This is a genomic window from uncultured Roseobacter sp. (assembly GCF_947495025.1).
GTDB lineage: Bacteria > Pseudomonadota > Alphaproteobacteria > Rhodobacterales > Rhodobacteraceae > Roseobacter.
Genome location: NZ_CANLXG010000004.1, coordinates 183,712 through 197,686, shown reverse-complemented (window position 1 = coordinate 197,686; position 13,975 = coordinate 183,712). Strand labels below are relative to the sequence as shown.

General features: G+C 59.5%; 18 protein-coding genes. 7 read left to right on the top strand and 11 right to left on the bottom strand.

What is annotated here, in order from left to right; genetic code table 11:
• Nucleotides 1–4 precede the first annotated feature (4 nt).
• The 8 genes from acpS to folK form a co-directional block, all read right to left on the bottom strand.
• Nucleotides 5–409: a holo-ACP synthase gene (gene acpS, locus Q0792_RS18420; RefSeq protein WP_298844303.1), complete on the bottom strand. Its 405-nt coding sequence runs from the start codon at nt 407–409 to the stop codon at nt 5–7.
• An 87-nt stretch (nt 410–496) separates the two neighbouring features.
• Nucleotides 497–1,123, bottom strand: coding sequence for a LysE family translocator (locus tag Q0792_RS18415; protein WP_298844301.1), 627 nt, complete (start codon nt 1,121–1,123; stop codon nt 497–499).
• A 20-nt stretch (nt 1,124–1,143) separates the two neighbouring features.
• Nucleotides 1,144–1,566, bottom strand: coding sequence for an ABZJ_00895 family protein (locus tag Q0792_RS18410; RefSeq protein ID WP_298844298.1), 423 nt, complete (start codon nt 1,564–1,566; stop codon nt 1,144–1,146).
• Between the two features lie 156 nt (nt 1,567–1,722).
• Nucleotides 1,723–2,472 carry a pyridoxine 5'-phosphate synthase gene (locus tag Q0792_RS18405; RefSeq protein ID WP_298844295.1) on the bottom strand — a complete coding sequence of 250 codons (750 nt, stop codon included), beginning with the start codon at nt 2,470–2,472 and terminating at the stop codon, nt 1,723–1,725.
• Between the two features lie 12 nt (nt 2,473–2,484).
• Nucleotides 2,485–3,159, bottom strand: a complete 675-nt coding sequence (locus Q0792_RS18400) for a DUF2062 domain-containing protein (RefSeq protein WP_298844292.1) — start codon at nt 3,157–3,159, stop codon at nt 2,485–2,487.
• Nucleotides 3,160–3,245: 86 nt separating this feature from the next.
• Nucleotides 3,246–5,405 carry a bifunctional (p)ppGpp synthetase/guanosine-3',5'-bis(diphosphate) 3'-pyrophosphohydrolase gene (locus tag Q0792_RS18395; RefSeq protein ID WP_298844289.1) on the bottom strand — a complete coding sequence of 720 codons (2,160 nt, stop codon included), beginning with the start codon at nt 5,403–5,405 and terminating at the stop codon, nt 3,246–3,248.
• 33 nt (nt 5,406–5,438) lie between these two features.
• Nucleotides 5,439–5,792, bottom strand: a complete 354-nt coding sequence (gene rpoZ / locus Q0792_RS18390) for a DNA-directed RNA polymerase subunit omega (protein ID WP_169639358.1) — start codon at nt 5,790–5,792, stop codon at nt 5,439–5,441.
• Nucleotides 5,793–5,863: 71 nt separating this feature from the next.
• The gene (gene folK, locus Q0792_RS18385) at nt 5,864–6,475 is read right to left on the bottom strand and encodes a 2-amino-4-hydroxy-6-hydroxymethyldihydropteridine diphosphokinase (protein ID WP_367276788.1); all 612 of its coding nucleotides are present in this window, start codon (nt 6,473–6,475) and stop codon (nt 5,864–5,866) included.
• 97 nt (nt 6,476–6,572) lie between these two features.
• Between folK and Q0792_RS18380 the strand changes: the two genes are divergently transcribed.
• The 7 genes from Q0792_RS18380 (at nt 6,573) to Q0792_RS18350 (ending at nt 10,878) form a co-directional block, all read left to right on the top strand.
• Nucleotides 6,573–7,127 carry an NYN domain-containing protein gene (locus Q0792_RS18380; RefSeq protein ID WP_298844286.1) on the top strand — a complete coding sequence of 185 codons (555 nt, stop codon included), beginning with the start codon at nt 6,573–6,575 and terminating at the stop codon, nt 7,125–7,127.
• 77 nt (nt 7,128–7,204) lie between these two features.
• On the top strand, nt 7,205–8,155 hold the full coding sequence (gene ispH, locus Q0792_RS18375) for a 4-hydroxy-3-methylbut-2-enyl diphosphate reductase (protein ID WP_298844284.1): 951 nt from the start codon (nt 7,205–7,207) through the stop codon (nt 8,153–8,155).
• A 7-nt stretch (nt 8,156–8,162) separates the two neighbouring features.
• Nucleotides 8,163–8,747: a hypothetical protein gene (locus Q0792_RS18370; protein WP_298844282.1), complete on the top strand. Its 585-nt coding sequence runs from the start codon at nt 8,163–8,165 to the stop codon at nt 8,745–8,747.
• A gap of 23 nt (nt 8,748–8,770) precedes the next feature.
• Nucleotides 8,771–9,223 (top strand): DUF3429 domain-containing protein, encoded by a 453-nt coding sequence (locus Q0792_RS18365; protein WP_298844279.1) that lies wholly within the window; start codon nt 8,771–8,773, stop codon nt 9,221–9,223.
• Complete coding sequence (locus Q0792_RS18360; RefSeq protein ID WP_298844274.1) at nt 9,220–9,813, top strand: bifunctional 2-polyprenyl-6-hydroxyphenol methylase/3-demethylubiquinol 3-O-methyltransferase UbiG; 594 nt, start codon at nt 9,220–9,222, stop codon at nt 9,811–9,813. The genes Q0792_RS18365 and Q0792_RS18360 overlap by 4 nt, the downstream gene beginning before the upstream one ends.
• Nucleotides 9,806–10,258, top strand: a complete 453-nt coding sequence (gene rnhA / locus Q0792_RS18355) for a ribonuclease HI (protein WP_298844271.1) — start codon at nt 9,806–9,808, stop codon at nt 10,256–10,258. Before Q0792_RS18360 ends, rnhA begins: the two co-directional genes overlap by 8 nt.
• Nucleotides 10,255–10,878, top strand: coding sequence for a trimeric intracellular cation channel family protein (locus Q0792_RS18350; RefSeq protein ID WP_298844268.1), 624 nt, complete (start codon nt 10,255–10,257; stop codon nt 10,876–10,878). The genes rnhA and Q0792_RS18350 overlap by 4 nt, the downstream gene beginning before the upstream one ends.
• Nucleotide 10,879: 1 nt before the next feature.
• Here Q0792_RS18350 and Q0792_RS18345 read toward each other — a convergent pair whose 3' ends face one another.
• From Q0792_RS18345 to Q0792_RS18335, 3 genes are read right to left on the bottom strand one after another with little or no spacing between them, the layout of a single operon-like run.
• Nucleotides 10,880–11,905 carry an ABC transporter substrate-binding protein gene (locus Q0792_RS18345; protein WP_298844264.1) on the bottom strand — a complete coding sequence of 342 codons (1,026 nt, stop codon included), beginning with the start codon at nt 11,903–11,905 and terminating at the stop codon, nt 10,880–10,882.
• Nucleotides 11,875–13,251: a sensor histidine kinase gene (locus Q0792_RS18340; protein WP_298844261.1), complete on the bottom strand. Its 1,377-nt coding sequence runs from the start codon at nt 13,249–13,251 to the stop codon at nt 11,875–11,877. The genes Q0792_RS18345 and Q0792_RS18340 overlap by 31 nt, the downstream gene beginning before the upstream one ends.
• Nucleotides 13,248–13,916, bottom strand: a complete 669-nt coding sequence (locus Q0792_RS18335) for a response regulator transcription factor (RefSeq protein WP_298844258.1) — start codon at nt 13,914–13,916, stop codon at nt 13,248–13,250. Before Q0792_RS18335 ends, Q0792_RS18340 begins: the two co-directional genes overlap by 4 nt.
• Between the last annotated feature and the right edge of the window lie 59 nt (nt 13,917–13,975).

Here is a 13,975-nt window from a genome sequence, read left to right as displayed (position 1 = left end):
TGTATCAGGCAGTGCGGGGCCGCGCCTCGATCACAACAAATGCCTGGGCCCATGGGTGATCGTCCGTCAGGGTGACATGGATAACCGCTTCATGCCCTTCAGGCGTCATTTCGGCCAGCCTGTCGGCCGCCCAACCTGTCACCTGCATTACCGGCTGGCCTGTCCGCAGGTTGCTCACTGCCATGTCTTTCCAGGAAATCCCCATGGCGAGGCCGGTGCCCAGCGCTTTGGAACACGCCTCCTTGGCGGCCCAGCGTTTCGCATAGGTGCCGGCCACATCCTTGCGGCGCTCAGCCTTGCGCTGCTCCGTTTCCGTGAAGACCCGGTTTTTGAAGCGGTCGCCGAAGCGGTTCAGTGTGCCCTGAATCCGGTCGATATTCGCCAGATCTGTTCCAATACCGAGGATCATACCCTGCCCTTTCCCTGTCTGCGCCCTTGTAGCGTGCAGCGACAGAAGTGAGAACAGCGATCACGAAACAGGCGAAACACGGCATGTTCAGACAAACCGCGCAGTCAGTATCCTCAGGCCGGCCAGTCCGAAAAGAACACCGAACGCGACATCGAAAATGCGACGGGCGCGGGCATATCCACGCGCAACGGGCCCCCAGGAAAATACCAGCGCGTATCCCAGAAAAACAACACAGGAACACGCAAAAAGAGATGCGAACAGGCTCCAGACATCCCACGGAGCGGCCTGTGGTGGCAGCGCAATCGCGTAGATCGCGCCCCATCCCAGCACGGCCTTGGGATTTGTCAGGTGCAGAAGCATGCCCCGCCGGAAAAGGTGAGCGCGCCGCACCTCGGGGCTGGTCAGCGAACCGCCGCGCCAGGCTGACCGCAATGAACGCAGAGCCAGCCAGAACAGGTAACCCGCACCCAGATAGCGCAGCACCTCAATGAGCCAGACATTTGCCATCATCACCGCCGAAAACCCCATCGCAGCAGCGATCCCCCAGGAGGCAGACCCTGCGAGGATACCAAACGCAATCGTCAGTCCGGCCAGCCGGCCCTGCTGCATTGATGTTCCGGAAATCGCGAGGGTCGCGGGCCCGGGACTGCCGCCGGCAATCATCCAGCCGATCAGCACAAGAGATAACGGAATGAGCGTTTCCGCCGTTTCCATGAGGCAAATACCTCTCAACCTTAGGGAGTGTGGCGATCCAGCACCAGTTTCAATCCTGTTTCGTAGCTGAAGCGTACAGCAATACAGGCAACAATCGCCAGAGCGATCAGTGCGACAGCGAAATTCATCGGTTCGATCTGGCCCAGCGCGGCCACATGGGCCGGTGAAAAAATGCGGAAAAATGCGTAAATCGCGTCGAGAATGAGCACAGCCATAGCGGTCATGCTGAGCGCGGCCAGCCAGATTGCATCGCGCTGAGGCCTTTTTTTATTGCCTTTTGCAAAGCTCTGACCCTCGAGAAGGGCCGCGAACACAAGGCAGGCAAAGGGTGCAGGCGCAAGGCTGACGGAAAGACCGGTACTGACAAAAAGAAGCTGGGCGATCGCGGCGGTCGCAACCAGCGACAGAAACATCGTGAGACAGAATCGAATAGGACGGAACATAGTGAAAACCTTAAAGAAAATAACCCTTCACGCAACCTAGGGGAGAAATGTGTCAACTTCTGGGCAAAAGTTGCCACATTCTCGCCACAAAGCGGAAATCCGCCAGGCGCTCTCGGGATGCGGGAAATATACGCGGTCAGGAGGAGCTTTCAGGGGTCAGCTGCGCGCATCGTCCATAAGTTTTCGCATCTGCGAAATGGCCGGCCCAAGGCCCAGAAAAATGCTCTCGCCGATCAGGAAATGACCTATGTTGAGCTCCATAACCTCCGGGAAGGCTGCCACGGGTGAAACTGTGTCATATGTCAGCCCGTGGCCGGCATGGACCTCAAGCCCGAGACTGTGCGCAAAGGACGACATTTCGCGCAGCGCCTCGAGCTCGCGGTCGCGGGTTTTCGTATCGCCCTCGGCATGCGCATCACAATAAGCCCCGGTATGCAGTTCGATCACCTGAGCGCCGATCCGGTGTGCCGCTTCTATCTGACGCTTGTCGGCGGCAATGAAAATAGAGACCCGGCACCCGGCGTCCCGCAACGGTGCGATAAAGTGCGCCAGCCGGTTCTCCTCGCGCGCGACTTCGAGTCCACCCTCGGTGGTGCGTTCCTCGCGTTTTTCCGGGACAATACAGACCGCGTGCGGACGATGGCGCAGAGCGATCTGCTGCATTTCATCCGTGGCGGCCATTTCAAAGTTGAGCGGTACCGTCAGCACGTCCATCAGACCCTCGATGTCGGCATCCGAGATGTGCCGGCGGTCTTCGCGCAGGTGGGCGGTAATGCCGTCCGCCCCCGCTTCTTCTGCAATTCTTGCGGCCCGCAGCGGGTCGGGATAGGCGCCGCCGCGTGCGTTGCGCACCGTCGCCACGTGATCAATGTTTACGCCAAGGCGCAGTTTTCCAGCAAAAGACATACGTCCCCCTTTTTATTCCCCGGCTGAATGATGTTCCGCTTTGCGCTTGGCGTCCGCTTTTGCTGCGGCTTTGGCTTTAAGCGCGTCAAACTTGGCTTTGATAGCGCCTTTGCGACGCTTCTGATACGCCCTTATGAGCGGAACAGACAAATAATAACACAGGGTCGCAAAGAAGATACCCGGAAGAATACCGCCCACCATGTAGGGAAAGAAAATTTCGTCATAAAAGACATGCCACCCGCTCCAGTCAGCTGTGTCCTCGGTAAACATCGCTTTGAAGTTGTCCTTCAGATCAGCGCCGGCATCGACAAATTTTCCGCCAAAGGACCGCGGAACTGCCTCATCCATCGTATCGCCGAGGAGCCAGTGCCCGGTCGAAAGCGCAGCCACGCCGATCGGCACATAGGTCAGAGGGTTCCCGAAGAAGGTGGCCATCAGCGAGGCGATGACATTGCCGCGCATGACTGTCGCCAGACCAGCAGCAATAAAGAAGTGGAAACCGTAGAATGGTGTGAAAGAAGCAAATACACCGGCCCAGATACCGCGCGCGATCCGCTCGGGGCTGTCCGGCAGGCGCCGCATACGGTGCTTTACATAGTGAAACGCCCGTGCCCAGCCGCCACGCGGCCACAGAAACTCAAGCAGGGCACGCGGCCAGCTTTTGGGATCTCTGCGTTTAAAGACCAAGCGGAAGCTTCCTCATTTCAGCGATTGCGCGGCGACCATGACAGATCATCGTGTAAATATGACTACCAGATGACCGCGATGCGACATCAGGCGGGTGATTCTGTTTGGGTCTGCGACATATTGCGCGTCCGCGACACAGCGGCGACATCACTTTCGGCCTCCAGCGTCAGCATCAGCGAGTGCAGATGCGCCACATCCCGAAGCTCCACATAGATCAGCAGGCGGAAAAAGTCAGGTTTGCGGTCGACAAACTGCAGATCAGAAATATTGGCACGGGTCTCTCCGATCAGCGTACAGATACGCCCCAGAGTACCGGTGTCGTTGTTCAGCGTAACCTCAAGCGTGGCACCATACACCGCCGGATGGCTGCCCTCGTGCCAGCGCAGGTCAAGCCAGCGCTCGGGCTGGTCTTCGTAAGCGCCAAGGCGTTCGCAGTCGATGGCATGCACCACAACACCGCGGCCCTTGAACGTGATCCCGACAATACGTTCCCCCGGAAGCGGCTGACAACAGAAGGCACGGTCGAAAGACTGGTCGGGTGAAAGGCCGATAACAGCGCGGCTTGCGTCAACCTTTTCGCCTTTTTTGGGCGTCAGGTCCGGATAGACCGCCTGTACCGCTTCGCGGCCGGTGATTTCCGCGCTTCCCAGCCGCGCCAGCAGGTCATCCCGGTTTTTGAGGCGCATGTTCCGTGCCGCTGTGGCGAGTGCCTTGTCTGTCGCCTTGCGCCCTACATGCTCAAACGCAGAGCGTGCCAGCTCGCGTCCGAGTTTTACAAACCGTGCGCGGTCTTCCTCGCGCAGCGACTTTCGGATCGCAGCGCGGGCCTTGCCGGTGGTTGCAATATCCAGCCAGGTTGCCTGAGGGCTCTGACCTTCTGCCGTGATGATGTCTACCGACTGACCGTTTTTGAGCCGCGTCCAGAGCGGCACCCGCATGTGGTCGACCTTTGCACCGACGCAGGCCATGCCGATACGGGTGTGGATCGCAAAGGCAAAATCAATCGGCGTCGCACCACGGGGCAGCTTGACGACCTCTCCTTTGGGGGTGAAACAGAAGACCTGGTCCGAATACATTTCCAGCTTGACCGCTTCCAGGAAATCCTGGTGGTCTTCTTCGGCATCAAACTGTTCGGTCAGGGTCGTGATCCACTTTGCCGGATCTACCGCAAAGGGGTTCTGACTGCGGACGCCGTCACGATAGGACCAGTGCGCAGCCACGCCGGTTTCGGCCACGTCATGCATCTGGCCGGTGCGTATCTGCACCTCAACCCGCTTGCCGTCGCGCCCGGACACGGTGGTGTGAATGGAACGGTACCCGTTGGATTTGGGCTGGCTGATATAATCCTTGAACCGTCCGGGCACCGCACGCCAGCGCTGGTGAATAGCACCAAGTGTCCGGTAACAGTCTTCCTCACTCGCGGTGATGATACGAAATCCGTAGATGTCCGACAGCCGGGAAAAAGTCTGTTCCTTTTCCTGCATCTTGCGCCAGATGGAATACGGCTTTTTCGCCCGGCCGAACACCTCGGCCTCAACGCCCGCCTTGTCCAGTTCCAGCCGCATGTCGCCGGTGATCCGCTGGATCACATCGCCGGTTTCGCGCTGCAGGTTAATAAAACGGCGGATGATGCTGGCACGCCCTTCCGGATTGAGCACCCGGAACGCAAGGTCCTCGAGTTCCTCACGCATCCACTGCATCCCCATGCGCCCCGCCAGAGGCGCAAAGATGTCCATGGTTTCCCGGGCTTTCTGGGCCTGCTTTTCGGGGCGCATCGCTTTGATCGTGCGCATATTGTGCAGACGGTCACCCAGTTTCACCAGAATGACGCGCAGGTCCTTGGACATTGCCATGAACAGTTTGCGGAAATTCTCGGCCTGTTTGGTTTCAGTCGAATTAAGCTGAAGGTTCGTCAGTTTGGTGACACCGTCGACCAGTTCAGCAACTTCCTTGCCAAACCTTGTTTCGACCTCGGAATAAGATGCTTTGGTGTCTTCGATCGTATCGTGCAGCAGCGCTGTTATGATCGTCGCATCGTCAAGCTGCTGTTCTGTCAGGATTGCTGCAACAGCGACCGGATGTGTGAAGTAGGGCTCGCCGGAATGCCGGTACTGACCGTCATGCATGTCGCGACCATATTCATAGGCCGCGCGGATCAGGTCAGCGTTGGTACGGGGATTGTATTTGGCAACAAGCGCAATCAGATCGTCAGCGGTGATGTCCGGGACTTCGACGGTGATTGCCATGCCATGTTTTCCTCAGGCAGGCGGAGGACTGTGTCAGCCCTGCCCCTGTGCCGCCATCAGCTGGCGGAGCAGCATCTCTTCGGACATGCTGTCTTCTTCCGGTTTGTCCTGCTCGGCCCCCATCAGAAGCGCCATTGCATCTTCTTCCGGCTCATCAACCTCGATCTGGTTCTGATTGCTCTCGATCAGACGTTCGCGCAGCTCTTCAGCGCTCTGGGTCTCGTCGGCGATCTCACGCAGCGAGACAACAGGGTTCTTGTCGTTGTCGCGGTTTACCGTAATGGCCGCACCCGAGGAAATCTCACGCGCGCGGTGAGCGGCCAGCATAACCAGTTCAAAACGGTTCGGGACTTTATCGACGCAATCTTCAACGGTGACGCGGGCCATGAGATTCTCCGTGCGGAAAAAGGGTATCAGAAGTGCGCTATTTAGGGTGGATCACACAGGTTTACAAGCACCTATTGCAGGATCCGGACCTCATCGCGCTGGCTTTGCGGCAGCGCATCAAGCATTGCGGCCACGCTCTGTCCCAGTACCGGATGGACCCAGTCAGAAGCCACATCCGCCAGCGGAACGAGCACAAAAGCACGCTCCTGCAGCCGGGGGTGCGGCAGGATCAGGGTATCCGGCGCGGTCGACATCTGAGCCTCCAGGCCCAGTTCCCGCCACGTTTTGTGGGTTTGAGCGTCCGGCAGGACGACATCGCCCACGGCGATCAGGTCAAGATCGAGCGTTCTCGGCGCCCACCGTTCCCTGCGGACGCGGCCGAGGCCGGCTTCGGTTCTGTGGAGCAATGCGAGGAAGTCCGCAGGTGCCAGGTCTGTCTCCACTGCAAGGGCAGCGTTCACAAAATCAGGCCCGTTTCCCGGCGGGAATGCGGGAGTCCTGTAGAACCTGCTGACGGCGCGAATCACCGTTCTGTCCGTTTGGACAGCGCGTATACCCATTCGGATAGTTTCCGCAGCGTCACCTGATACCGAAGGATAGTTTGACCCTACGGCGACCAGGGCAACTGACCGGAATTGAGGCAGCTTTCCGCCTGTTTTTAAGGTTTTGCGCCCTTGCGACACCAGGAAAATCCCCTATTTTGCCCCTCAAACGGACCGCACAATAATTACGCCAAAAGGTTCAGAGTACCAGCGTCCGGTACCATCGGAAGGACTGACCATGTTTTACAAGGACGAGCGTCTTGCTCTGTTCATAGACGGCTCGAACCTTTACGCCGCAGCCAAAGCGCTCGGGTTCGACATTGATTACAAACTGCTTCGACAGGAGTTTATGCGCCGCGGCAAACTGCTCCGCGCGTTTTATTATACGGCCCTTCTGGAGAATGACGAGTATTCGCCGATCCGCCCGCTTGTCGACTGGCTGAACTACAATGGTTTCACCATGGTGACCAAGCCCGCGCGCGAATACACCGACAGCATGGGGCGTCGTAAGGTCAAGGGCAACATGGACATCGAACTGACCGTTGACGCGATGGAACTCGCGCCGCGTGTCGATCACATTGTTCTGTTCTCCGGTGACGGCGATTTCCGCCCGCTCGTGGAAAGCCTTCAGCGCTCGGGCGTGCGGGTCTCTGTTGTCTCGACCATCCGGAGCCAGCCACCGATGATTTCCGATGAACTGCGCCGCCAGGCGGACAACTTCATCGAACTCGACGAACTCAAGGATGTTATTGGTCGTCCGCCGCGGGATTTCGCCGAAGCCAGCAACGGCTGATCTGGCGACAGAACAACGCACCACTGGACGCTGCGCGGTCAAAGGCTTAACTCTGGGGACGGCAACCGGAGACAGTCATGACCAGACCGCCCCTTACCCTCTATCTTGCGGCCCCGCGTGGGTTCTGCGCGGGCGTTGACCGTGCCATCAAGATTGTCGAGATGGCGCTCGAAAAGTGGGGTGCGCCAGTCTATGTGCGGCACGAGATCGTGCACAACAAATTCGTTGTGGACGGGCTGCGCGAGAAAGGCGCCATTTTCGTTGAAGAGCTGTCTGAATGCCCCGACGACCGACCGGTGATCTTTTCAGCTCATGGTGTTCCGAAATCGGTTCCCCGGGCCGCACAGGCGCGCGAAATGGTCTATGTCGATGCCACCTGCCCGCTCGTAAGCAAGGTACATATCGAAGCACAGCGCCACGCGGACAACGGCCTGCAGATGGTCATGATCGGCCACGCCGGACACCCTGAAACCGTGGGCACCATGGGGCAGCTTCCCGAGGGTGAGGTGCTTCTTGTCGAAACGCCCGGAGATGTCGCGGGTCTCAGCGTGCGCGATCCCGAGCGGCTGGCCTATGTCACGCAGACCACACTGAGCGTAGATGACACCGCCGATGTGGTCGCGGCCCTCCAGGAAAGATTCCCGGCCATCGTCGGCCCGCACAAAGAAGATATCTGCTATGCCACGACGAACCGCCAGGAGGCGGTCAAGGCGATGGCGCCGAAATGCGACGCGATGCTGGTTGTGGGCGCCCCGAACTCGTCAAATTCCAGACGCCTTGTCGAGGTTGGTGCGCGTGCCGGGTGCGAATATGCGCAGCTGGTGCAGCGATCCACGGATATCGACTGGCGCGCCCTCGAAGGGATCCGCTCGGTCGGGATCACTGCGGGTGCCTCCGCACCCGAGGTTCTGATCAATGAAGTGATCGATGCGTTCTGTGATCGCTATGATGTAACCCGCGAACTTGTTGAAACCGCTGTGGAAAACGTGGAGTTCAAAGTCCCGCGTGTCCTGCGCGAACCGGCGTGAAACGGCGATGGACCTGATTTTCATCCACGGTCATCCGGCAGTCGGCAAACGCACAATCGCTCACAGGCTGGCTGACTTTCTGCCAGCCAGGGTTCTTGAAAACCACGACAGTATTGATCTCGCAAAAACCGTTCTGGACTTTGGCGCACCCGGCTTCTGGAATCTTGTCGGAGAGCTGCGGATATCCCTGCTGCGCGCGGCGGCCCGGTCTGAAAACGCCTTTATTGTAACGACCGCCTGCTATGTACACCCAGAGGATCTGCCGGTCCTGACCGAATGGGAATCGGTTCTGGCCAAAGAAAAAGGCAGCCTTGTGCCCGTATATCTGCATTGTGCGACAGAACTGCTGTTTGAGAGGGTAAGCGCCCCGGACAGGCTGGCACGCGGCAAGCTGACATCGCATGAGGGTCTGCAAAGCCACCTGGACCGCAATGACTATTGCGCTGTTCCCCGTCCGGATGTCATCAGCATCGATACCGGCGCGCACGCGCCCGCCGATGCCGCAGAGCTGATCCGGTCACAGATCCTCAAACGGGCGTCCACCCCGAACGGAACGGCGGCAGGCGGCTCCCGGATCCTGACAGAAACCTGAACCGCAGGCACAACAGAACCATTATGAACCGCATCCCCACAGCCCCTCTCCTGCTCGGCCTCGCCGGCCTTATCCCGTTTGTCTGGGGCGCGCTGACGTACCTCAGCGATCCCCTGGCGCAATGGGGTCTGTCAAACCTGGGCTCACGCTTTATCGGCCCTTACGTTCAGCTTTTCTATGGCTCTGTGATCCTTTCTTTTATGTCCGGCGTACTCTGGGGCTTTGCGACAAAGGCCAGCGGGACACAGGCGGCGATCGGATACGCGCTGTCGGTCATTCCTGCGCTCTGGGCATTTTTCATGACCGGTGGCGGGCCGGTCACTGCGGGCCTCAACCTGATGTTTGGTTTTGCAGGTTTGCTGATCCTCGACTTTGCCTTTTCCCGCTGGAGATTGACCCCGGCATGGTGGATGAACCTGCGGGTCCTGCTGACAACAATTGTTCTTGCCTGTCTTGCTGTCGGAGTATTCCTGTGAGTGATGAACAGACCCTGAGTGTCTATGCCGAAAAGGCAGTTGAATACGCGGGCATGACCAACAATGCCAATGACAGTGATCCGCTGCTCTCAGCCTTTATCCGTGACATACCTTCGGGCGGTCGTGTTCTGGATCTGGGGTGCGGGCCGGGGGCTTCGGCTGCGGTCATGGCGCGCGCGGGGCTAGAGGCACATGCCTGGGACCCGGTGGCGGAAATGGTCGCTCTGGCGGCAGAACAAAGCGGTGTTATCGCCCGCCAGGCCGGGTTCAATACGCTCACTGAAACCGACACTTTTGATGGTATCTGGGCCAACTTTTCGCTGTTGCACGCAGCACGCGATGAGATGCCCGGACATCTGGCGCGCATCGCGACGGCACTGAAACCGGGAGGCCGGTTTCACATCGCGCTGAAATCAGGCGCGGGCAGCAAACGAGACAGTATCGGCCGGCTTTACACCTATTACACTGACACGGAACTGACAGGTCTGCTGGAAGCCGCCGGCATGACAGTAACCAGGCGCGCAGAAGGCATTGGCAAGGGCCTTGACGGCACAGATGCCGCGTGGATAAGCCTCGCTGCACATGCCTGAACTTTTTGCATACACAGACGGTGCCTGTTCGGGCAATCCGGGTCCTGGCGGCTGGGGTGCATTGTTACGCGCAATGGACGGGGACAAGGTGGTCAAAGAGCGTGAACTCAAGGGCGGAGAGCCGCAGACCACGAACAACCGGATGGAGCTGATGGCGGCCATCAGCGCGCTCGAAAGCCTGAGCCGGACGAGCACCATCACCATCGTGACAGACAGCAATTACGTCAAAAACGGTATTACCGGCTGGATACACGGCTGGAAAAAGAACGGCTGGAAGAACGCAGCAAAGAAACCCGTTGCCAACGCTGAACTCTGGCAGCGTCTCGATGCGGCCAACCAGCAGCACAATGTGACCTGGAAATGGGTCAAGGGCCACGCGGGGCATGCACAAAACGAACGTGCGGACGAACTGGCGCGCGCCGGCATGGCTCCTTACAAGAAATGACCCTGCTGGCGCTGCTCGATTATGCTTCGGTATTTGTCTTTGCCCTGACCGGTGCGCTGGTGGCAAGCCGGCAACAGCTTGATGTTGTCGGGTTTGCTTTTGTTGCCTGCCTGACAGCAGTTGGCGGCGGCACACTGCGGGACGTGCTGCTCGACCGAAACCCGATTTTCTGGATTGCCCAGCCGGGATACATCGCCGTGGCCTGTGCTGCAGCGGTGCTTGTCTATCTGACGGCCCATCTGTTTGAGAGCCGGCTCAGAACACTGATATGGCTGGACAGCTTTGCGCTGGCCGTAGCCGTGCCCGCCGGCATGGGGGTGGCGCTGTCCCTCGGTCAGCCGCCGCTGGTTGTGGTGTTGATGGGTACGATCACGGGGTGCATGGGGGGTCTGCTGCGTGATGTTGTACTGAACGACGTGCCGGTCGTGCTGCGTCAGGGCGAGCTTTATGTAACAGCGGCCTTTGCAGGGGCGACCGCAGGTACCGTGGCGCGTCCTTTCTTTCCCGATGCGATTATTCCGCTGCTCATCTGCGCAGCTGTGACCTGGGCGCTGCGCGCTGGCTCTCTTGCATTCGGATGGCGTCTGCCGGTGTACAGGTCCACACCGCCGCGCAGCTGATCTATTGCTGTTTGACCGAACTGACCCAGCTGCGCAGAAACGTATCCCGCCGCATCCGGTCCAGAAAAACCAGCAGCCCCGGCCCCAGACGGATCGGCCTCAGAACCCGTTCGTCCGTGCCGGACGCGTCCAGGCTGACCGGTGGCAGTCCGGTCAGTGCCGCCAGATCCGGTCGTTCTGCCATGGCTGCCAGAAAATCAATCATCTGGCCGGCCTCTTCGACCGCATCTGCGCCCGCCGGGATCAGCGCCGAGCGCAGCATGACCGATACGAAATCCTCCATCTCAACAACGCGGATACCGGGCGTATCGCGCAACCGCGCACGGGCGTAGGAGCCCAGTACGTTGTATGCCAGCGCAAGCTCGCCGCTGGCGACATCACTGATCATCTCGCCCGAGCAGCAGTACAGCCTGGTATCAAGCCGCCCCATCACCTCGGTCAGCCGCCAGTAGCTTTCGGTATTCCGGGAATCCTGCGTGGCAAACAGATAGCCCAGGCCGGAAACGCGCACATCATAGGTGCCGATACGCCTGCGGAAAATATCCGGGTGGTCCCGCAGCAGTTCTATCAGCGCAGCACGGTTCTGCGGCAGAGGCAGATCACCAAAGAGCCGGTTATTCACGACGATCACCGCCGGTTCCTGTGTGAACCCAAAGACCATATCGCGCCAGCTGGCCCAGTCCGGCAGACGGGCGGTGGCCTCTGAACGGTACGCCAGGGCCAGTCCGTCATTTGCCAGTTTTGTCTGCAGATCCATTGCCGAGGAAATCACCAGATCATAAGCAGCCCCCTCGTCCAGAATGGCACTCATCACGGCAGTGCTGCCCGCGACATCGTATGTTATCGAGATCGCCGGATGTTCGGTCTGGAACGCACGGATGATCGGATCGAAAACACTCTGATCAGCTGTCGACAGGATACGCAGCTGCGACTCACCAGCCGGATAGCTGTGGCTTTCCTCAATTTCAAAAGCCATGACGCGGGCGGCCTGCAATATCAGCAGCAGGGCAAGACAAGCGTGACGCATGCACCGGCTCCTTCCGGGTTGGGGGCGATTTCGAGCGTACCGCCATGGGCGCGGGCTACGTCTGATACGATGGTCAGACCCAGGCCGGACCCGACGACATCACCAACATTGGATCCGCGCGAGAAACGGTCGGGCAGACGCATGATATCCGCCGCTTCAAACCCCCTGCCCTGATCGCAGAAGGTCATCCGACATGTGCCGGTACCTTCCATCGAGACCCTGATGTCTGTTTCGGCCGGTGAGTATTTGATGGCATTGTCCAGAATGTTGCGTACTGCGTTCTGCAGCAGGATCGGGTCGCCCTCGATGCGGAGTGGCGCGTCCGGCAATTCAAGATGAATGGCAATATCACGCAGTCCGGCGGTAGGCCCCAGGCGGTCCACGACGTCACGCAACAGGTCAGCGGGATCCACTTTCTCAGTCTCAAGGTGATCGGAACGCAGGGTGACCATCGCATGGTCCAGCAACTGCCCCGCCGAGCGCGAGCTTTCGTCGACAGCGCGGATCATCTGACGCAGCGCCTGGCGGTTTTCGGGTTTCTCCATCTGCAGGTGCACCACCTCAGCCTGGGTGCGGACAGTGGCCAGTGGTGTACGCACGCGGTGCGCTGCTTCAACGATCAGATCTTCGGACCGGCCGAGAGCCGCACCAAGCCGTGACATAAAACTGTTCAGGCCACCAACGAGGGGCGCAAGCTCCGCCGGCGCCTCGGCACTGACCGGGCGCAGATCCTTGGGACCCCGCCGCGCCATAGCATCGGCAAGACGACTGAGAGGGCGCAGCGCGTTCTGAGCAGCAAAAGCGCTGAGTGCCGTTGCCACAAGGAAAAACGCAACGCCAACCGCTGTGGCCGTTGTCGTGATCCGCGAAGAGATTGCCTCGAGCCCAAGGCGGGTCTGCGCAACCACGACCTGAACAAAACGCGGCTGGTTCGCCGCAGTCAGCGTCCGCGTCACAACAACCGCACGCAGACTGTCGCCACGGTATGAATAGGTGTCGAACACCGGCGCGCGCGACCCGCTGCGCCCCTGAGGCAGCGGCAGGTCGTCATAGCCGGTGAGCGTCTCGCCATCCACGATCACATGGTAGAAAACGCGGTCTTCTGAAACAGTACCGAGCATGGAAAGCGCCGAATAGGGGATCTCAACCCGCACAGCCCCGCTCTCTGAATACAGCGCATCGGCGATTGAGGTGGCAGAGGCCGCGAGGATATTATCCTGCGTCTGTTCAGTGGCGTTGCCCGCAACCCCGCGCACGGCCAGAAAAAACGCCACCGACAACAGTGCCGCAACAAGCGCAAGCTGCAGTACAAGACGCCGGCGTATGGAAGGGGCGCCCGTTTTCATTCGCGTCGCACCATCCTGTAGCCCATACCGCGCACCGTTTCGATGGTCGCGTCAGAAGCCGACAGCCGGCGCCGGAGCCTGCCTACATAGACTTCAATCGCATTCTCGGAGACCTCCTCTGAGAACGAGAACAGCCTGTCCATCAGGTGCGACTTGGAAAATATCTGACCTGGCGCTGCAAAGAAAACTTCCAGCAGCCGAGTCTCGCGATTGCGCAGCTGTGTGCTCTCACCACCTGCTGAAATGACCCCGCTGGTCGAATCGAATGTCAGCCCGGCAAACTCGCGACTGTTGTCCGCAGCCCCGCCATGGCGACGCAACACGGCCCGCACACGCGCTTCAAGCTCGGTAAAGTCGAAAGGCTTGGTGATATAGTCATCCGCCCCCAGATCCAGCAGACCCACGCGGTCCGACACCTCGGAACGCGCCGTCAGCACGATGACAGGCGTCGGGTTGTCTGCGCTGCGGTGACGTCGCAGGAAAGTGCGGCCATCGCCATCAGGTAGCATAATATCCAGTAAAATCAGATCATAACCGACTGTCTGCGTCGCCAGCTCCGCATCCTCCAGGCTGGCCGCGTGATCGACCGCATGGCCGCCCAGCACAAAGCGCCCGGACAGCGCCCGGGCCAGATCAGCATTGTCCTCTACGAGCAGAAATCTCATGGCCGGGTTGTGTTCTTCATGCGTGACAGGTTGGTGTCAGGTTCCTACAGTCTTGTGAC

What these genes read in the sequence shown, in the direction of transcription:
- ispH (WP_298844284.1), top strand. Translation starts at nt 7,205, where the DNA reads ATGACCAGACCGCCCCTTACCCTCTATCTTGCGGCCCCGCGTGGGTTC.
- Q0792_RS18405 (WP_298844295.1), bottom strand. Translation starts at nt 2,472, where the DNA reads ATGTCTTTTGCTGGAAAACTGCGCCTTGGCGTAAACATTGATCACGTG.
- Q0792_RS18335 (WP_298844258.1), bottom strand. Translation starts at nt 13,916, where the DNA reads ATGAGATTTCTGCTCGTAGAGGACAATGCTGATCTGGCCCGGGCGCTG.
- Q0792_RS18370 (WP_298844282.1), top strand. Translation starts at nt 8,163, where the DNA reads ATGGACCTGATTTTCATCCACGGTCATCCGGCAGTCGGCAAACGCACA.
- Q0792_RS18350 (WP_298844268.1), top strand. Translation starts at nt 10,255, where the DNA reads ATGACCCTGCTGGCGCTGCTCGATTATGCTTCGGTATTTGTCTTTGCC.
- acpS (WP_298844303.1), bottom strand. Translation starts at nt 409, where the DNA reads ATGATCCTCGGTATTGGAACAGATCTGGCGAATATCGACCGGATTCAG.
- Q0792_RS18365 (WP_298844279.1), top strand. Translation starts at nt 8,771, where the DNA reads ATGAACCGCATCCCCACAGCCCCTCTCCTGCTCGGCCTCGCCGGCCTT.
- Q0792_RS18380 (WP_298844286.1), top strand. Translation starts at nt 6,573, where the DNA reads ATGTTTTACAAGGACGAGCGTCTTGCTCTGTTCATAGACGGCTCGAAC.
- Q0792_RS18340 (WP_298844261.1), bottom strand. Translation starts at nt 13,251, where the DNA reads ATGAAAACGGGCGCCCCTTCCATACGCCGGCGTCTTGTACTGCAGCTT.
- Q0792_RS18345 (WP_298844264.1), bottom strand. Translation starts at nt 11,905, where the DNA reads ATGCGTCACGCTTGTCTTGCCCTGCTGCTGATATTGCAGGCCGCCCGC.
- Q0792_RS18415 (WP_298844301.1), bottom strand. Translation starts at nt 1,123, where the DNA reads ATGGAAACGGCGGAAACGCTCATTCCGTTATCTCTTGTGCTGATCGGC.
- Q0792_RS18410 (WP_298844298.1), bottom strand. Translation starts at nt 1,566, where the DNA reads ATGTTCCGTCCTATTCGATTCTGTCTCACGATGTTTCTGTCGCTGGTT.
- rnhA (WP_298844271.1), top strand. Translation starts at nt 9,806, where the DNA reads ATGCCTGAACTTTTTGCATACACAGACGGTGCCTGTTCGGGCAATCCG.
- Q0792_RS18395 (WP_298844289.1), bottom strand. Translation starts at nt 5,405, where the DNA reads ATGGCAATCACCGTCGAAGTCCCGGACATCACCGCTGACGATCTGATT.
- rpoZ (WP_169639358.1), bottom strand. Translation starts at nt 5,792, where the DNA reads ATGGCCCGCGTCACCGTTGAAGATTGCGTCGATAAAGTCCCGAACCGT.